This is a genomic window from Streptacidiphilus sp. PB12-B1b (assembly GCF_014084125.1).
Taxonomy (GTDB): Bacteria; Actinomycetota; Actinomycetes; order Streptomycetales; family Streptomycetaceae; genus Streptacidiphilus.
On the sequence record NZ_CP048405.1, the window covers coordinates 5,732,663 to 5,748,071 of the forward strand.

Genomic DNA, 15,409 nt, shown 5'->3' on the forward strand with positions numbered 1-15,409 from the left:
AACGAGGCTCTGAGGTGCAACGGGCCATAGGTTCGCCCGCACTCTTTGCAACGGCCGCCCTGCGGGCTACCGTCTCCCGCATGACTGAACTGCCCGTGGCACTTGAGAACGGGCTGATCTATTTCACCGACGACGTGCTGGCCGGCGCGGGCCACCATGTGCACGCCCGGCTTCACCCGGTGCACACCCATAGCTTCATCGAGGTCATGTTCGTGATCGGCGGCGAGGGCGTCCACCTGTCACAGCTCGGCCGTCATGAGCTGGCCATCGGCGACATCATGGTCCTGCGCCCAGGCGCATGGCACGCCCTTGAGGAGTGCTCCGACCTCCAGGTGGTGAACTGCTGCTTCGGCGTCGAGCTGCTCCACCGGGAGCTGGCCTGGACACGTGAGGACTCCCTGCTCAGCCAGTTGCTCTGGGACGGCCCCTACGCCCCCGGACAGGGCGGCGTGCTGCAGTTGCGCCTGGACCACACCGACCTCGCGAGCTGCGTGGTGCATCTGGACGCCCTGGAGGACCTGCGAGCCGTGCCGTCCGGCTCGCACCGCGCCGACATCGTCGGCCGGCTGGCCCTCGTTCTAGGGCACCTGGCGCGCGGCGTCGGCCAGGACGGCGACAGCCTGTCCACTGCGCAGGAGCCCACCCATCCGGCCGTGGTGCGGGCCATCCGGCTGTTCGAATCGCGAATCGCGCACGACTGGTCGCTGGCCGAGCTCGCGGAGCAGTTGCACCTCGCCCCGAACTATCTCGGACGGGTCTTCAAGTCCGCCACAGGACTGCCGCCCATGGCCTACCTGGCGCACTACCGCATGGAGACAGCCGCCGTCCTGCTGGGACGCACCGACCAGTCGGTGGCGCAGGTCAGCGAGGCTGTCGGCTGCGCCGACCAGAACTACTTCGCCCGGCGCTTCAAAGCACACTACGGCCTCAGCCCCAGCACCTACCGGCTCCGCGGCATCCGGGACTGAGGCGTAGCAGGCCCCCAGGGACTGCGGCCTCTTTGTCCTGCGGAGTGCGCAGCGACAGCCTCGGCGCGATACCGTCGCCGCGTGCACCTGCGCGGTGTCGTCCAGCTTTTCGAAGGGATCTCGCACCACGGCCTGATGGGCGAGCACCTTGAAACGCGTACCCGATCGCCGACGGCGACTCCAGGTTCTGCACCGTCCAGTCCTGCTGGTTCGACAGCACGAAGGCGCCGACGCCGGAGCCACCGTTGACGATCGGACGGTCGTGGTTGGCAGTGGTCGCGTAGGAGTCGAGCGTGATCGGTGTCGCGCTGGCACCTGAGCCCGGCGGTTCGAGCGTCCCTGAACACGTGGTTGGACCGCTTCGAGAGCTTGCTGCTCCAGTTCTCGCGTGGCGTAGAGCGGATGGATCCACGACCCGCGACCGCCGGAAATACCGGCGGTCGCGGCGATTCGTTTAGGAGACTTGGACCTCAGCGAGCTGCATGACATAGTCGGTGCCCACCTGTGAAAGCGCGGTGCCGACGATGCGGATCTTGTCGGTGGTGTCGCTGTGTCCCCAAGTGAAGGTCTGCGCAGTGGTTGGTGTCGGATAATCCGTCTCGGTCACGCGCGTTTCCCAGTAAGTCCCGTCCCACACCTGGATCTCGAAGCTGGTCGGGAAGCCCGCGCCGACCTCTCCCGCGTCGTTTCGGGGATAGATGATCACCTGGCTGAACGTCTGGATGCCGGGGAGGTCGATTTCCGCCCACTCGCTGTGCTGAGTGGTGATACCGGTCGCCGAGGACCAGCCCAGTTCTCCGCCGACCGAAGCGGTGAATCCGTCCACGAGGTCGGCCGGGAGCCAGCCGCTGCCGTAGGCGGAGCTGGAGGTTTGGACGGTCGCTCCCGAGGTGCCCGCGGCGAGGTTGCTGTCGTCGAAGACCTGGAGGCCGGCGAGTTCCAGCCGGTAGTCGCCGGCGCCGTTGGTCAGGGTGGTGGCGTTGATCCGGATCTTGTTCGTGTAGTCGTCGCGGCCCCAGGTGAACTCCTGGCCACCCAGATCGTCCAGGAGGTAGCCGGTCTTGCTGACCCGGGTGACCCAGCTCGCCCCGTTCCAGACCTGGATCTGGAAGGCGCTGGGGAAGTCGGTGCCGGTGGTCCCGTTGTCGGTGCGTGGGTAGAGCACCACCTTGTTGAAGGTGCGCTGGGAGCCGAAGTCGACGGTGACCCACTCGGTGTGGTTGGTCGTCAGGCTGCTGGAGGACGCGTAGCCGAGGTGGTTGGGCCCGTAGGGGGCGTAGCTGTGCGTCTGGCCGTTGTTCAGGGCATCGGTGGTCCAACTGCTGCCGGTGACCGCGCTCGACGCGGTGATGGTCGCACCTTCGGCCAGGTTCCACTCCGAGCTCGCGGGCGCGTCGGCCGCGGAGTACTGGGACGCGCCGATGTCCGGAGCCGAGGTGGAGGGCACCGCGTCACCGAAGTAGTCGACCGAGCCGTTATCGGCTACCACGGCTCCGGCGCCGATGGCCGGCGAGGTGCTCTGCAGCTTGAAACCCTGCGGGTCGACTCCGGGGTGAACGAACAGCGGGTCAGTGACGTTCACCGCGCCTGTCTCGGTGCCCGTGTGGTTGACGTACAGGTTGTGACTGAACGTCGCGCTTCCGGTGACCGCAATGGTGTCGCTGGTGCTGGCGTAATCGATGATGTTGTTCGTGAAGGTCGCGTTGACGGCGTGCAGGTTCCATCCGGCGAAGTTCACCAGTGTGTTGTTGTAGACCTGGAGGTTGATCTCACCTCCGTTGGAGTCGTAGCAGTTTTCACTGGGGGTGACATCGTCATAGGAGATGTTGTAGCGGATGACGTTGTTGTAGTTGTCGTACACGCTGCAGGGATAGGCGAACTCGCCGTTTCGCTCGGAGTAGTTGTACTGGTAGACCGAGTTGTCCGTTCGCCAGTCGAAGTCCACGGCCATGCCGTCGCTCGGGACCGCATCGACGATCTTGTTGCGCTGGATGGTGATGTACGAGCTGCCCACCATCCACACCGGCGCGACGTGCGTCCCTGGGTCGTGCGAGACATTGATGTACGAGTTGTCAGTGATGAGGCTGTTGACCGTGCCCAGATAGACGGTGCCTTCACCGATGATGTCGTGGAAGTAGTTGTTCTCGGTCGTGATATTGCTGTTGCGTGGCTTGTCGGAGTAGCTTCCGTAGGCTTGGGATTCATTGCCGCCGACGTAGACCCCGTTGTGCACGCCGTAGAACTCGTTGCTGTCCACGGTCACGTCGGAGATGGCGTAGTTCGTCATGTCGGCGTATATGTTGTGCCAGGTGCCGATCATGACGGCCGCCTTGTTCTCCACCGCATTGTATTCAGGCGAGAGCTGGCGAGTGTTGTCCACGGTGTTCTGGATGTTGTGGAACACGTTGTGGCGGATCGTTATCCCGGACACACCGGAAGTCGGACTCGCGGCCAATTGGACTTCGATCCCCGCGCCGGACGGGGCACTGATGTCAAGATTCTGTACGACGTAGTTCGAGACGCCGATGAGCTGGATCGCCGAGGTAGCGCCGACAGCGGTGATGGCCGGCGCGGCCCCGGTGCCGGTCGCGTCGATCGTGATGGGTGCGGCTGTGGTGCCGGATCCCTGGAGGACGAGGCTGCCGCTGAACGAGACTCCTCGTTCGAGCAGGATCTGGTCGCCCGGCTGATAGGTACGCGCGCTGGCCGCGGTGAAGTCGGCCTGGGTGGCAATCGTGTAGGTCGTTGAATCGGCGTGGGCTGCGACGGACGTGCCGACGACCAATCCGGACGCGGCTATTACGAGGGCGAGCAGTCGGCTCACCAGGGAGGCGATGCTTCTCCGAGTCATGCTTTGACATACCTTTCCGGGATGTTTGCGGTGGGCAAGATGATGAACAGGCGGACCCGTGCTGCGGTGCCGTTGCTGCTGCGCTTTCAGCGGCAGAAACTACTGCGGCGATACAGGAGAGGATTAGCCCTGAACGCTCCTTGGCTAGCACAAAAGAAGAACGCGATCTGATGAGGGTCGGGAAGTTCAGCGGGCTGTAATCTCCGGAGCTTCCTGTGTTCGGCGGGAAAGTCAGCCGACCTTCACGAGTTTCCACTGCTGCGCCGCCACGGCTGCGGGTAGCTTCTGCACTATCGCGGCCCCGTTCCCGGAGGTGCCGCCGTTGTCCAGGGCCATACCGCTGACGCGGCTGATCAGCTGACTGGAGCCGTTGCCGAGGTCGACGATGGTCCAGTGCTGCGCGGGCAGTCCGTTGTTGGTGTGCTGCACCACCGCGCTACCGCTGGTCGTCGAGTTGTTGTTGTCCAGGGCCATGCCGCTGTACGCGCAGACCAGGGAGTAGTAGCCGGCCTCGATGTTGGTGAGCGTCCAGTGCTGCTGTTTGCCGCCGTTCGCGGCCCACTGCATGACGGGGGCGCCTTTGGCCGTGGAGCTGCCGTTGTCCAGGACCTCGCCGCCGGCGCCGCAGATCAGCTCGTACACGCCGTTGACTGGGAACGTCGGCACCGCGGCCGTCACGTCCAGCTCGTACAGAGGCGCCGCCGCCAGGCCGTTCAAGGCGCATGCCTGCCCGTTGCTGTCGTACGCGGGGGCCGCGCCTGACTGCAGGTAGATGGGCGCGTCCGAGCGCAGCGGCATGATGGCCAAGGTCAGTGGCGCGGTCAGGTCCGCCTGCTGGGCCAGTTGACTAAGGCTGACGGACCAGGGCTGCCCATTGTAGAAGTGGTCGTCGAGCAGGAGGTCTCCGGAGTAGATCCGGGCCAGGTCGCCCGCGTAGGTGACGGTCAGGTAGGCGTCCGTGGCACCGGTCACCTGGGACCAGGGCACCGCCAGGCTCCACTCGCCCTGCGTGGCGCTGATCACGGCCTCGGTCGGTTCCAAGGCGCCCTTGGCCTGACCCCCCTTCAGCACGGCCGGGGCGAGCCCCGGCGTGCGGGTCTGGGTGGAGGACACTATGATCTGCTGGGCCGCGACCGTGCCGGTGTATCGGGTGAAGACGCCATCGGTGCCCGCCGGTGCGAACGTGCTGGCGCCTGGGGCGGTGACGGTGAGGTCGGGGTAGGTGCCGAACTCGAACTGCGGCATGCCCGGGGAGGTGAAGGTGAACCCGGATGCCGTGGCGTTGAACTGGTGGGACGTCAGCAGGAGCACGTCGGTGCCGTTGACGGTCAGGCGCCACAGCTGGTCGGCCTGTGCCTGGGTCAGTACGAGCACGTCAACCTTGGTACCGGACGCGGTGGTGACCTGCATGGCGATGTCGGTTCCCGGGGTCAGGCCCGTGACCACGGTACGCCCTGCGCTGTCGGTGCCCACCTGGCCGGTACTCGCCTGGACACGGCTCACGGTGCTGCCCGTGAACGCGAACTCGGGGGTGATCCCGTTCTGGGCGACGAACACGTACACCTGGCGGCCGAACGCGGTCAGCGAGGTGACGGGCTGGGCGCTGGCGTAGGACAGGCGGGCGTCGGCGAGGGCGAAGTTGACCGGCCAGATGAAGTACGCCCCGTCGTCGATGGTCACCCCGCTGCTCGGAAACGTGACCGTCTCGTCGGCGAACTGCACCTGGAACTGAATCCCGGGATGGCTGGCCATGGCGTACTGGCGTACATAGTTGTTCACGAAGACGAAGCCGCTGCTGCCGTCGGACCGTGCCGACCAGCGCAGACTGCTCAAGTCGGCGGAGCCGCCTGCGATCGCGGACGGCTGCCGGTAGCTCATGGGGGCCAGGTCGGAGCCGAAGGCGTTGAGGAAGTAGTGGTAGAGCTTGATCCGGCCCAGGGTGGGCCGCTGTTCGCCGAACTGGCCCAGCGCGGACTGGTAGTCGTAGTTGATGATCGGCAGGTCGTTGAAGCCGTTGCTCGCCGTCGACTCCTGCAACGTCTCGGTGCTGCCCAGCGGATTGCGTCCGCCGTGGAACATGTAGTGGCCGTAGAGGTTCACACCGGACCCGAGCTGCACCGGGATGGTCGCAGCGATGTCATCGGGCAGGTTCAGCGCGATGCGGCGGCGGTACATCGCTGCCGTGCCGCACCCGTACTCCGCGGTCAGGAACGGGTAGGAGGAGCTCAACTGGGACTGGGGATTCGGGACGGCCCCGCCGTCTGCCTTGTCGGGATAGCCGTCCTGGCCGTTCTCGCGGCTGAAGAACCGGAAGGAGTAGGTCTCGTTCGGCGCGGAGGCTGTCACGATGGTGTCCCACGGAGCGTCCTGGTAGCCGCCGAACATCGGCAGCACCTGGAGCGCGGGGTAGTTGGCACCGTTCCAGGCAGTGACCGTGTAGAGGGGTACGTCCAGTCCCAGCGAGCCGGCCATCGACTTCAGGGTCGCGATGTGGGAGGCACTGCCGCTGTACTCGTTCTCCAGCTGCACCCCGATGACCGGTCCTCCGGCCTTCCAGACCAGGCTGCTGACGCGGTTGGCCAGTTGCGTCCAGAACGAGGTGACGAATCCCAGGTAGGCGGTGTTGTTGCTGCGCGGTGTGCTCTGCGTGAGCACCCAGTCGGGGAGGCCTCCGTTGCGGACCTCGGCGTGCACCCACGGTCCGATGCGAAGCAGGACGCGCAGGCCCAGCTGCCCGCACAGGGTGACGAACTGCTGGACGTCGCAGTCGCCCGTGAACAGGTACTGGCCCTGGACTTCCTCGTGGTGGATCCAGATGACATAGCTGGTGATGATCTGAACTCCGGCCGCCTTCATCTTCCGCAGCTCGGTCTCCCACTGCGAGGACGGCACCCGCGAGTAGTGGAACTCGCCTGAGACCGGCAGCCAGGGCGTGCCGTTCAATGACAGGTACTGGCTGTTGACGGTCAGCGTCTGGCCGGACGGCGAGGTGACCGCAGCGCTGGTTCCCATTTGCAGGGAACCCGTCGCCGGAGCCGCGACCGGCGCACTCGCGTCGACTGTCACCACGGTGCCCGTTGCTGCCCGGGCGGGGAGCGGCACTGCCACCGCTCGGGCGACGACCGCTGCCGCGGACGCCGCCAGGAAGGATCTGCGTGATAGCCCAAGTGCCATGATTCTGGTCCCTTTCAGACACAACGGCATGCCTGAGCCGCCAGGGAGCGGCTACAGGACGATGAGCGCCAAGCGCGGCTAGGCACTTCAGGCGTGTGTCGCTGAGGTTTCGTACGGGTGGTACGGGCGAATGTACGACCAGTGTCTGCAGGTCACTTAGCCTTTGGCTCACCTCTCGTTAGCACGAAGCACACCTACATACCTGGCCGGACCAATGCGATGCCGAGCTACCGGGCGCCGAAGCGGCCGCGGCGGGGACCTGGACGGCAGCGCTCCGGCCCGCGCACCCGGGCGGCCCGGGCGGTCTATGGGAATACCGGCGATTCATTGCCGGGGTAGTCGTCGTAAACGTCGATGACACCGAGTGGTCGGAGTAGTCGCACCATCACACATGCCTGACTATCCCAAGCGTCTTCAGGCGCGGGACACAGCCGGCGTCGGGGGGCCGCTCAAGCCGCCGACTGTCCAGCTGTGCCCCCTCGCCGTTGGCCGCCCAGCGACGGTGGCCACCGGCCCGGAATACGCCGGAACCCCGGTGTGCATCCAGGTACTCGACCCGGATGTGGCTGTTGTTCTAGCACAGACGGTCGCAGCAGCGACGGTGCTTCCGCACTACCGGATGCGCGGTCCTTGCTGGTCCGGACGCTGGCGCGGAGGCTGCTGGACCTGGGGCTGCTGCAGCTGCTCGGGTCGGCGGTCGGGGCGCGAGACCGTCTGCTGCGGCTGGTCGGCGCGGCGGACCGGGGTCGAGTTCCGGGCAGTTCGGCCGTTGCGGGCCTGGACCTGTTCACGGTGAGCAGCGCGCTCGGCGGCGCGGCCCGCGCGGCGCCGCTCAGCAAGGCTCGGCTCCGCCCCCGCCGCGGAGGCTTCGGTGGTTTCCGGGGCCGCGGTCGCTGTGGTGGTCGGAATGCGGCTTTCGGGGGTGAGGTGGCCGCGTTCGGTCATTACGGTGGTCAGCGGGTCCACGACGGTGACGAAGCGCAGGGCGGCGTTGTCGGTGACCGGGGTGTGCTGGAGCCAGGTGGCGCCGGTGCGGGTGGCGATGTCGTTGATGATGGTCTGCTGCTGCTGGGGTGTGAGGGCCTGGAAGACGTCCGCCGCGAGCTGGCCTCGGGCGGTGTCGTCCGGGGTCGGCGTTGTGCTGGTGGGCGCGGTGCTGGTGCTGGTGAGTTGGCGGGCGGCGAGGGCGGAGGCAGCGGCTGCCCAGTAGGCGGTGTGTCCGGCGCGGCCTTGTTCGACGTAGGGACCGGCGGGCTGGGCGGGGTCGTTGTCGGTGACCTGATACTGGTCGCGGTAGGCGGCGATGGTGGCCAGATGCCGGGTCCAGGTGGCGCGGACGGCCGGGTCGGCGGGGGCGTCGCCCAGGCTCTGGCTCCAGTCAGGGCGGGTGGTGGTGACGCGCTCGGCCAGGGCGGTCATCCGGTCGGCGATCAGCTGGGCACGGTCGTCCAGGTAGGTGCGGTGGGCCGGGTCCATAGCGGCATTGTGCTGCGGCGCGGCCACCCAGCCGGGCAGGTCCTGGCGCACAGCAGCGCTGGCCTCCTGGAGGGCGCGAGCGTGCTGGAGCACCCGGTCCAGCTGGCCCGTGCCGCTGGAGCTGACGAAGGCGTCGGTGAGGTCGCTGCCGCTGATCTCGGCGGCCTTGAGGGTCCAGGCCAGGGTGCGCCACTGCTCGGCCTGGCGGTCGGTCGTCCGCTGATCGGTGCCGGGGGTGGGGGCGGTGGCGAGGTAGCGGTTGAGGCGCCAGGCAAGGAGCAGGCTGACGCTGTCCGCGCCGTCGATCGGGCGGGCTTCGACGGCCTGGCGCAGCAGTTGGTCGGGCCGGTGGCCGACGGTCTCGGCACGGCGCAGTGCCGCCGTGAGGGCGGGCCAGGCGGCTTCGGCGCGGACTTGTTCGGCGAGGTGGTCGGCCAGGGCGTGGTGGGCGGCGGCCTGGTGGCGCAGGGCGGCCGGGACGCGGTGCTCGGATGCAGGGATGCCGCGCTGGACGGCGAGTTCGCTGGTCTGGGTGGCGAGGTCGTGCAGGAGGTTGTCGCTGCGGGTGGTGCGGGCGTGGGCAGTGTCGAGCAGCAGGTCGGTGTCGTGGCCGGCCTGGTGGGCAGCGACCAGGACGGCGGCGAGCTGCGGCCAGTCGCGGTGCCCGGTGACGGTCGCTGCGGTGATTCCGGCCCGTTCGGAGGCGGCAGCGGCGTACCGGTCCAGGTCAGCGGCGGAGACATAGGGGTGACCTGCGGGCGTGGTGCCGGAGGCTGCGACGGTACGCAGCGCGAACGGCGTGGTCGCCGCGGTTTCGGGGGTGAAGGTGGTGGTGTTCAGGCCCAGGAGGTCGTACCTTGAGAGGAGCTACACCCGGAGTCGGACCTGGGAAGCGTGCCTGGTTTCAGACGCCGGTTCCGGTGAGAGTGGCGGTTGCCTGCCAGAGCCTCTTGGCGACGGCCGGGTCCAGGCCGGCCCGGCTGGGCTTGCGGATCAGTGGGTAGCCCGTGAAGCTGAACAACCCGTCCGGACCGACGTAGGCGTTGGCGGGGACGTCTTGCGTGGCTGCGTACATGAGCGGCAGAGCTCCGTGTTCGACGTCCTGGACCAGGAACGGGAGCCGGTTGACGAATCCCAGCGGCGAGTGCGTGACCAGTCCGGTCCGCGCGACGCCAGGGTGAGCGATGACCGAGCGGACATGGCTGCCCGAGGCGGTCAAGCGGCGCTGCAATTCCAGCGAGAACAGCACACCGGCGAGCTTGGACGACTCGTAGACGGCCAGCCCGTTGTACTTGCGGGTGCGCCAGTCGAGGTCGTCGAGGTCCAGCTTGCCGAATCGGTGCAGTTGGCTGGAGACCGTCACCACGCGGTCGGTCAGCCGGGGCAGCAGTAGGTTGGTGAGCACGAACGGCCCGAAATAGTTCGTCGCGGTCTGTACGTCCAGGCCCTGCGCGGTGCGCGCCGCCGGGATGTCCATCACTCCTGCGTTGTTGATCAGAACATCGATGTCGCCGGTGTACGACGTCGCAAACGCACGTACCGAGTCCAGGTCGGCGACATCGAGTTGCCGGACATCGAAATCTCCACGCATACCGGCCACTGCCTGGCGCGCCTTGTCGACGTTGCGCACGGCCAGCACCACGTGGGCGCCGACCCGTGCGAGTTCGCGAGCGGTCACCAGCCCGATCCCCCCGCCAGCACCGGTGATCACCACCGTCACGCCGGTCATGCTCGGCAGCCGGTCCGCGGTCCATTTGGCCATGGTGAAATCCTCCAGAGGCTTTTTTCCCTGATTCCTGACGTCGTCCAGTGAAGAGGACCCGTGCCGACGGATGAAGGACTTGCTCAACCACTGAATGGCAGGGCGTGGCTCCCCGTGTTGACCTGCCGGACAATGAGCTGGAGGTATACGACATTCGACGTGGGGAGCCCGATGGTGGACACGGCACTGGATGGCGATGGTCTGGCTGATTTCCTGCGCGGACGGCGGGAGTCCTTGCAACCCGAGGACGTCGGGTTGCGCCGCGGCGCACGACGGCGCACGACCGGGCTGCGCCGGGAGGAGGTCGCCGAGCTGTGCGACATGTCGGCCGACTATTTGGCCCGGCTGGAACGCGGTAGTGGTTCCCAGCCGTCGCAGCAGATGGCAGCGGCCATCGCCCGGGGCCTGCGCCTGACCCCCGACGAACGTGACCACCTGTTCCTGCTGTGCGGGCACCGCCTCCAGACACGGCGACTACGCGAAGCGCACATCAGTCCCGGGCTGCTGCGGGTCATGGACCGGCTTCAGGACACACCGGCGCAGATCGTGGGCACGGTCGGTGAAACGCTGCAGCAAACGCCGCCCGCCGTGGCGCTGCTCGGCGACGAGACGCGTCACACCGGCCCGGCGCGCAGCGCCCTCTACCGGTGGTTCACCGACCCCACCGCCCGCCACCGGTACCTGCCCGACGACCACCACCTGCACAGCCGCGTCTACGTCGCCATCCTGCGCGCCAGTGCCACCGCGCAGGGGCCCGGATCGCCGGCCGCCTCGCTCGTGGCCGACCTGCAACACAACGAGGAATTCGCCGAGCTGTGGAACCGCCACGAAGTGGGACTGCGGTGGAGCAACGCCAAACGCTTCGTCCACCCCGAGGTCGGACGCATCGACCTGTACTGCCAGACACTGCTCGACCCCGACCAGGGGCAGTCCCTACTCATCTTCACCGCCACACCTGGTACGGAGAGCCACGACAAGCTTGCCCTGCTGACCGTGCTCGGCGCCGACACATTCGCAGGCTCCTGACGCACGTGCGGCACTCTCGGAGCCGAGCGCCTTCGGGTGTAGCTCCTCTCAAGGTACGACCTCACCGGCACCGAGCCGCGAGTTCACATGTGAGGTGTGATCCTTCCGGCGGTTCCGGTCGTCCCGCCGCTGATCACCGAGGACCGCTCGGCCGATCTTCGGCCTGGCCGGCACGCCTACCCCGCGGCGCTCCAACGAGGGGCCGCCGCATGGGCCACGGGCGATGCGCCAGACACCGACGTCCCAGCCCGGCCCGTCCCTCCAAAGGGTCGGGTAGCCCCGGGCACCTCCGTGGCTCCCACAGAACCGTGCGTAAGAGCCCGCGCAGATAGGCGGGTGGGGCACTCGGGCAGTGAGGTGAGCACAGGTCTCCGTGATCAAGGAGTTGCGACGCTCTGTGATCACTGGGGAGACCCGTGCCCGTTCTTCCAGCATGGCTGACCGACCCATTGTGGGACCAATTCGCGGCGCTGCTGCCCGCCGTGGGGTTAGCGGCCGATCTTGTCCAGCTCGGCGAGATCGTCGTCGGAGAGCTGGAGTTCCGCGCCTGCGACGTTCTCTCGCAGGTGTGCCACCGACGAGGTGCCGGGGATCAGCAGGATGTTCGGCGACCGCTGCAACAACCAGGTCAGGGCAACCGACATCGGCGCCGCGTCCAGCCGGGTGGCCACGGCCGTGAGCGCGGAGGATTGCAGCGGGCTGAAGCCGCCGAGGGGGAAGAAGGGCACGTAGGCGATGTCCTGTTCGGCGAGTTCGTCGATCAGCTCGTCGTCTTGGCGGTGGGCGAGGTTGTACATGTTCTGGACGCACACGATCGGCGCGATCGAGCGTGCCTCTGCGACCTGTGCCGTCGTCGCGTTGCTCACGCCGAGGTGTCGAATCATTCCCTGCTGCTGGAGTTCGACGAGTGTTTCGAACGCCTCAGCGAGCGAACCGGGCACGGGGCCCTGGGCGTCGCCGAGCCGGAGGTTGACCACGTCCAGCGTGTCGAGGCCGAGGTTCTCCAGGTTCTCGGTGACGGCCCTGCGCAGCTCTTCGGGCTTGCGCGCCGGGGGCCAGCCGCCCTCCTGGTCCCGGGTCGCGCCGACCTTGGTCACGATGTGCAGCGCGTCGGGGTACGGGTGCAGGGCTTCGCGGATCAGCTGGTTGGTGATGTGCGGCCCGTAGGCGTCGGCGGTGTCGATGTGGGTGATGCCAAGGCCGACGGCCTCGCTCAGGACGGCGAGTGCGCCGTTGCGGTCGGCGGGCGGCCCCATGACCCAGGGGCCGGCGAGCTGCATGGCGCCGTAGCCGAACCGGGTGACGGTCAGGTCGCCCAGGTTCCAGGTGCCGCCGGGCAGCGAGGCGGAGGGGGTGCTCATGGTGTGCCTTTCGTGTCGAGCCAGGGGATGGTGCCTGACGGCTCCTTGCACCACTATTGGTACGTAGCTTCTAATCGGGAAGTAGGCACTTCCGAGTTCGTAGGGCACCTGCAGGTGAGAGGAACGGTCCATGGCGACGATGACGGCGGCCCAGCAAAGGGCACAGGCCAAGGTGGAGTACGACGCCTTCGTGGCGGCCTGTCCCAGCCGCAAGCTGCTCGACCGGATCTCCGACAAGTGGGTCACGCTGATCCTGGCCGGGCTCGGCAGCGACAGCGCGCATGAGCCCGGCGCCGACTGCGCCGGCGAGCCCCGGGTGATGCGCTACTCGGAGTTGCAGCGCCTGCTGGCCGGCGTCAGCCAGAAGATGCTCACCCAGACGCTGCGCTCCCTGGAGCGCGACGGCCTGGTGTCCCGCTCCGTAGTGCCGACCGTGCCGGTCACGGTCTCCTACGAGCTGACGGATCTCGGCCTGTCGCTGTACGAGATGATGCGGGGCCTCAAGGCCTGGGCCGAGGTGCACATGGACGATGTGCTCGCCAACCGCCAGACTTACGAGACCCGCGTCGCCTGAACCACAACAGGGTTGCTGACCAGCGGGAACAGTCTGCGCGTAAGAGGCCGGGCAGATGGGCGGGGCTCAAGGACGTCCCTTCGGGCGCTCGTCCCAGCGGTGGGTGGTGCAGGCCCGGCGGATCAGGCTACGAACGGTGATGATCGTGTCCGCGAGGTCGAAGAAGGCGTTGGCGACAGTCGCACGGCGCTCGTAGCAGCGGGCAATTCGGTGGAAGGCGTTCTGCCAGGCGTGCGTGCGCTCGACGTGCCACCGCTCGCTGGCCTGGATCGGCGCCCTCTCGCCCTTGTGCGCGATGCGGCCGTGCAGGTTGCGGGCGGTCAGTTCGGTGCGGGTCCTGTCCGAGTCGTAGCCGGCATCCAGGTGCACGGTGATGTCGTCGGGCATCGGTCCCAGATCCTCCAGCAGGTCCAGAGTCGCGGCGAGCAGCGGGGAGTCGTGGCGGTTCGCTCCGGCGAGGACCCTGCCGAGCGGGATCCGTAACCATCTGTCATGCCCGAGCGTTTGAGCCCTTGCTTGCCGCGGTCGACCGCTGAGCGTCCAGCGACCTCGCCGCCGCCGGGGGCCTTGGTGATCGAGCCGTCGACGGCGATCCGGTCAAGCTCCAGCCCGACGATCCGGTCGTAGGACTCCAGCGCAATCTGCTTGAGCCGCATGAAGACGCCGAGGGAGATCCACTCGTCGCGGCGGTTGCGGATGGTGGTCGCCGAGCAGGTGGTGTCGGCGATCGCCTGGTAGGAGCAGCCGAACCGCAGCAGTTGCAGCAGCTTGTCGAACACGATCCGGTCGCCGATGCGGGGACGATGGCAGCCCAGCGGGTGGGCCGGATCGACCGCGGGACGCTCGGGCAGCAGCGCCGCGAATTGGCCCCACAACGGGTCGGTCAGCCATGCTGGAAGAACGGGCACAGGTCTCCCCAGTGATCACAGAGCGTCGCAACTCAATAATCACGGAGACCTGTGCTCGCCTCACTACCTGGGTGCCGCACCCGCCTATCTGCGCAGGCTCTAAATCTTTCGATTTACACGGCTCTTGTCGTCCTGGTCACCAGACGATGGGGACCCAGTTCACCCAGGCCCAGTGCTCGAAGAACCTCGGTCTCAGCTTGACGACCATCTCCCACTGGGCATGGGCCTTCCTGCGGCCCCGCAGGCGTTTGTACTTGTTGCGCGACCACCGCATCACGTAGCTATTCACATGGGGTTGCGAGCGGGCCCGCCGCGGCGCGAGGCCGCGTCAGCGGCAGGCTGGAGAGGGCACGTGGGGTGGCGATGCAGGGACTCGGCCGTTCAGCGGCTCCGGTCGACGCGGTCGACGAAGTCGCCGACCGCGGTGGCGAAGGCGGCGGGCGCCTCCTGCGCGACGAAATGCCCGACGTCCGGGATCGTGACCGCGGTGACGTCGCCGGCGACCTGGCGCATCGTCTGCTCGGTGAAGGGGGCGTTGATGCCGTCGACGGCGAGCACGGGAACGGTCAGCGGCCGCGACTCGGCCAGTGCCCGCATCCGGTCGCCGCCGGTCAGGGAGGAACGGTAGAGCCCCTCGGTGCCGCGCCAGCCGCCCGGCCGCGCGTAGGTGCGGGCGAACTCGTCAAGGTCGGCCTCGGTGACCCCGCCCGGCACCACCGTCATCACCGAGACGGCCCAATCGAGCATCACTCGCTCGCGGCCGGCCAGGAACAGCTCCGCAATTCCCGGGGCGGCCAGGAATCCCACGTGCCAGGAGCCGCCGTTCCTCACGTCGGCCAGCATCTCCCAGCCGTACCCCGGAAGGGTGGTCTCGACGCCGGTGAAGCTGAGGACGTCGCCGGGGTGCGTGGCCGCGAACGCGAAGACCGGCCCGCCGCTGATGTCCTGGCAGGTCACGTGCACGGGCCCGACGCCGAGGTGGGCGACCAGCCGGTGCAGGTCCTCCGCCAAGGTCGCCAAGTCGTGGTCGCCGTCGGCGATGCCGGAGTCGCCGAAGCCGCGCAGGTCGACGGCGAACACCCGGTGGGTGGCGGCGAGTAGCGGGATGACGTCGCGGAAGGCCCACCAGGACTCCGGCCACCCGTGCACCAGCAGGATCGGGGAGCCGGTGTCGCCCGCCGAGACGTAGTGCAACGTGGTGCCGTTGACCTCGGCGGTGTGGTGCGTGATGCCCGCCACGGCGGGCGAGGCGGTCACGAAAGAGCTGGTCATGCGATGACTCCCAAGATAGACAATCAGGTTGACTCCA

The 15,409-nt window shown here is 67.7% G+C and carries 11 protein-coding genes and 3 pseudogenes; 5 read left to right on the forward strand and 9 right to left on the reverse strand.

From position 1 onward, the window contains the following. Nucleotides 1-80 precede the first annotated feature (80 nt). Nucleotides 81-968 carry an AraC family transcriptional regulator gene (locus tag GXW83_RS24775; protein WP_034090769.1) on the forward strand — a complete coding sequence of 296 codons (888 nt, stop codon included), beginning with the start codon at nt 81-83 and terminating at the stop codon, nt 966-968. A 31-nt stretch (nt 969-999) separates the two neighbouring features. Here GXW83_RS24775 and GXW83_RS35440 read toward each other — a convergent pair. From GXW83_RS35440 to GXW83_RS24790, 4 genes and pseudogenes are all read right to left on the reverse strand, one after another. Continuing rightward, nucleotides 1,000-1,133, reverse strand: a pseudogene (locus tag GXW83_RS35440) (rhamnose isomerase); the annotation flags it as partial. Between the two features lie 289 nt (nt 1,134-1,422). Then, complete coding sequence (locus tag GXW83_RS24780; RefSeq protein ID WP_160312336.1) at nt 1,423-3,792, reverse strand: discoidin domain-containing protein; 2,370 nt, start codon at nt 3,790-3,792, stop codon at nt 1,423-1,425. A 258-nt stretch (nt 3,793-4,050) separates the two neighbouring features. Next, nucleotides 4,051-6,831, reverse strand: a complete 2,781-nt coding sequence (locus tag GXW83_RS24785; RefSeq protein WP_052069911.1) for a beta-galactosidase — start codon at nt 6,829-6,831, stop codon at nt 4,051-4,053. Between the two features lie 774 nt (nt 6,832-7,605). Continuing rightward, on the reverse strand, nt 7,606-8,562 hold the full coding sequence (locus tag GXW83_RS24790; RefSeq protein WP_152646345.1) for a hypothetical protein: 957 nt from the start codon (nt 8,560-8,562) through the stop codon (nt 7,606-7,608). Between GXW83_RS24790 and GXW83_RS24795 the strand changes: the two genes are divergently transcribed. Next, nucleotides 8,551-9,330 carry a hypothetical protein gene (locus GXW83_RS24795; RefSeq protein WP_034090766.1) on the forward strand — a complete coding sequence of 260 codons (780 nt, stop codon included), beginning with the start codon at nt 8,551-8,553 and terminating at the stop codon, nt 9,328-9,330. The genes GXW83_RS24790 and GXW83_RS24795 overlap by 12 nt on opposite strands. Before the next feature lie 43 nt (nt 9,331-9,373). Here the strand turns inward: GXW83_RS24795 and GXW83_RS24800 are convergent, their stop codons facing one another. Then, a complete protein-coding gene (locus tag GXW83_RS24800; RefSeq protein ID WP_331281452.1) occupies nt 9,374-10,318 on the reverse strand; it encodes an SDR family NAD(P)-dependent oxidoreductase in 945 nt (314 codons plus the stop codon). An 87-nt stretch (nt 10,319-10,405) separates the two neighbouring features. Here GXW83_RS24800 and GXW83_RS24805 point away from each other — a divergent pair, with 87 nt between their 5' ends. Both GXW83_RS24805 and GXW83_RS35445 read left to right on the forward strand, forming a co-directional pair. Further along, nucleotides 10,406-11,257 (forward strand): helix-turn-helix domain-containing protein, encoded by an 852-nt coding sequence (locus GXW83_RS24805; RefSeq protein WP_081983420.1) that lies wholly within the window; start codon nt 10,406-10,408, stop codon nt 11,255-11,257. 416 nt (nt 11,258-11,673) lie between these two features. Continuing rightward, nucleotides 11,674-11,772, forward strand: a pseudogene (locus GXW83_RS35445) (IS5/IS1182 family transposase); the annotation flags it as partial. On the opposite strand, the gene GXW83_RS24810 reads toward GXW83_RS35445, so the two are convergent. Continuing rightward, nucleotides 11,746-12,618, reverse strand: coding sequence for an aldo/keto reductase family oxidoreductase (locus GXW83_RS24810; RefSeq protein ID WP_304940973.1), 873 nt, complete (start codon nt 12,616-12,618; stop codon nt 11,746-11,748). The pseudogene GXW83_RS35445 and the gene GXW83_RS24810 sit on opposite strands and share 27 nt — an antisense overlap. Before the next feature lie 130 nt (nt 12,619-12,748). Here GXW83_RS24810 and GXW83_RS24815 point away from each other — a divergent pair, with 130 nt between their 5' ends. After that, nucleotides 12,749-13,192, forward strand: coding sequence for a helix-turn-helix domain-containing protein (locus GXW83_RS24815; protein ID WP_034090762.1), 444 nt, complete (start codon nt 12,749-12,751; stop codon nt 13,190-13,192). A gap of 66 nt (nt 13,193-13,258) precedes the next feature. On the opposite strand, the pseudogene GXW83_RS24820 reads toward GXW83_RS24815, so the two are convergent. The 3 genes and pseudogenes from GXW83_RS24820 to GXW83_RS24830 all read right to left on the reverse strand — a co-directional run bounded on the left by GXW83_RS24820 (nt 13,259) and on the right by GXW83_RS24830 (nt 15,372). Continuing rightward, nucleotides 13,259-14,100: pseudogene (locus tag GXW83_RS24820) on the reverse strand (IS5 family transposase). Between the two features lie 136 nt (nt 14,101-14,236). After that, nucleotides 14,237-14,389: a hypothetical protein gene (locus GXW83_RS24825; RefSeq protein ID WP_182445281.1), complete on the reverse strand. Its 153-nt coding sequence runs from the start codon at nt 14,387-14,389 to the stop codon at nt 14,237-14,239. Nucleotides 14,390-14,481: 92 nt separating this feature from the next. After that, entirely contained in the window at nt 14,482-15,372 is an 891-nt protein-coding gene (locus tag GXW83_RS24830) for an alpha/beta fold hydrolase (RefSeq protein WP_182445283.1), read from the reverse strand. Between the last annotated feature and the right edge of the window lie 37 nt (nt 15,373-15,409).

Coding starts and splice junctions, on each gene's coding strand:
- GXW83_RS24785 (WP_052069911.1), bottom strand. CDS start 6,831: ATGGGAACCAGCGCTGCGGTCACCTCGCCGTCCGGCCAGACGCTGACC.
- GXW83_RS24775 (WP_034090769.1), top strand. CDS start 81: ATGACTGAACTGCCCGTGGCACTTGAGAACGGGCTGATCTATTTCACC.
- GXW83_RS24830 (WP_182445283.1), bottom strand. CDS start 15,372: ATGACCAGCTCTTTCGTGACCGCCTCGCCCGCCGTGGCGGGCATCACG.
- GXW83_RS24815 (WP_034090762.1), top strand. CDS start 12,749: ATGGCGACGATGACGGCGGCCCAGCAAAGGGCACAGGCCAAGGTGGAG.
- GXW83_RS24810 (WP_304940973.1), bottom strand. CDS start 12,618: ATGAGCACCCCCTCCGCCTCGCTGCCCGGCGGCACCTGGAACCTGGGC.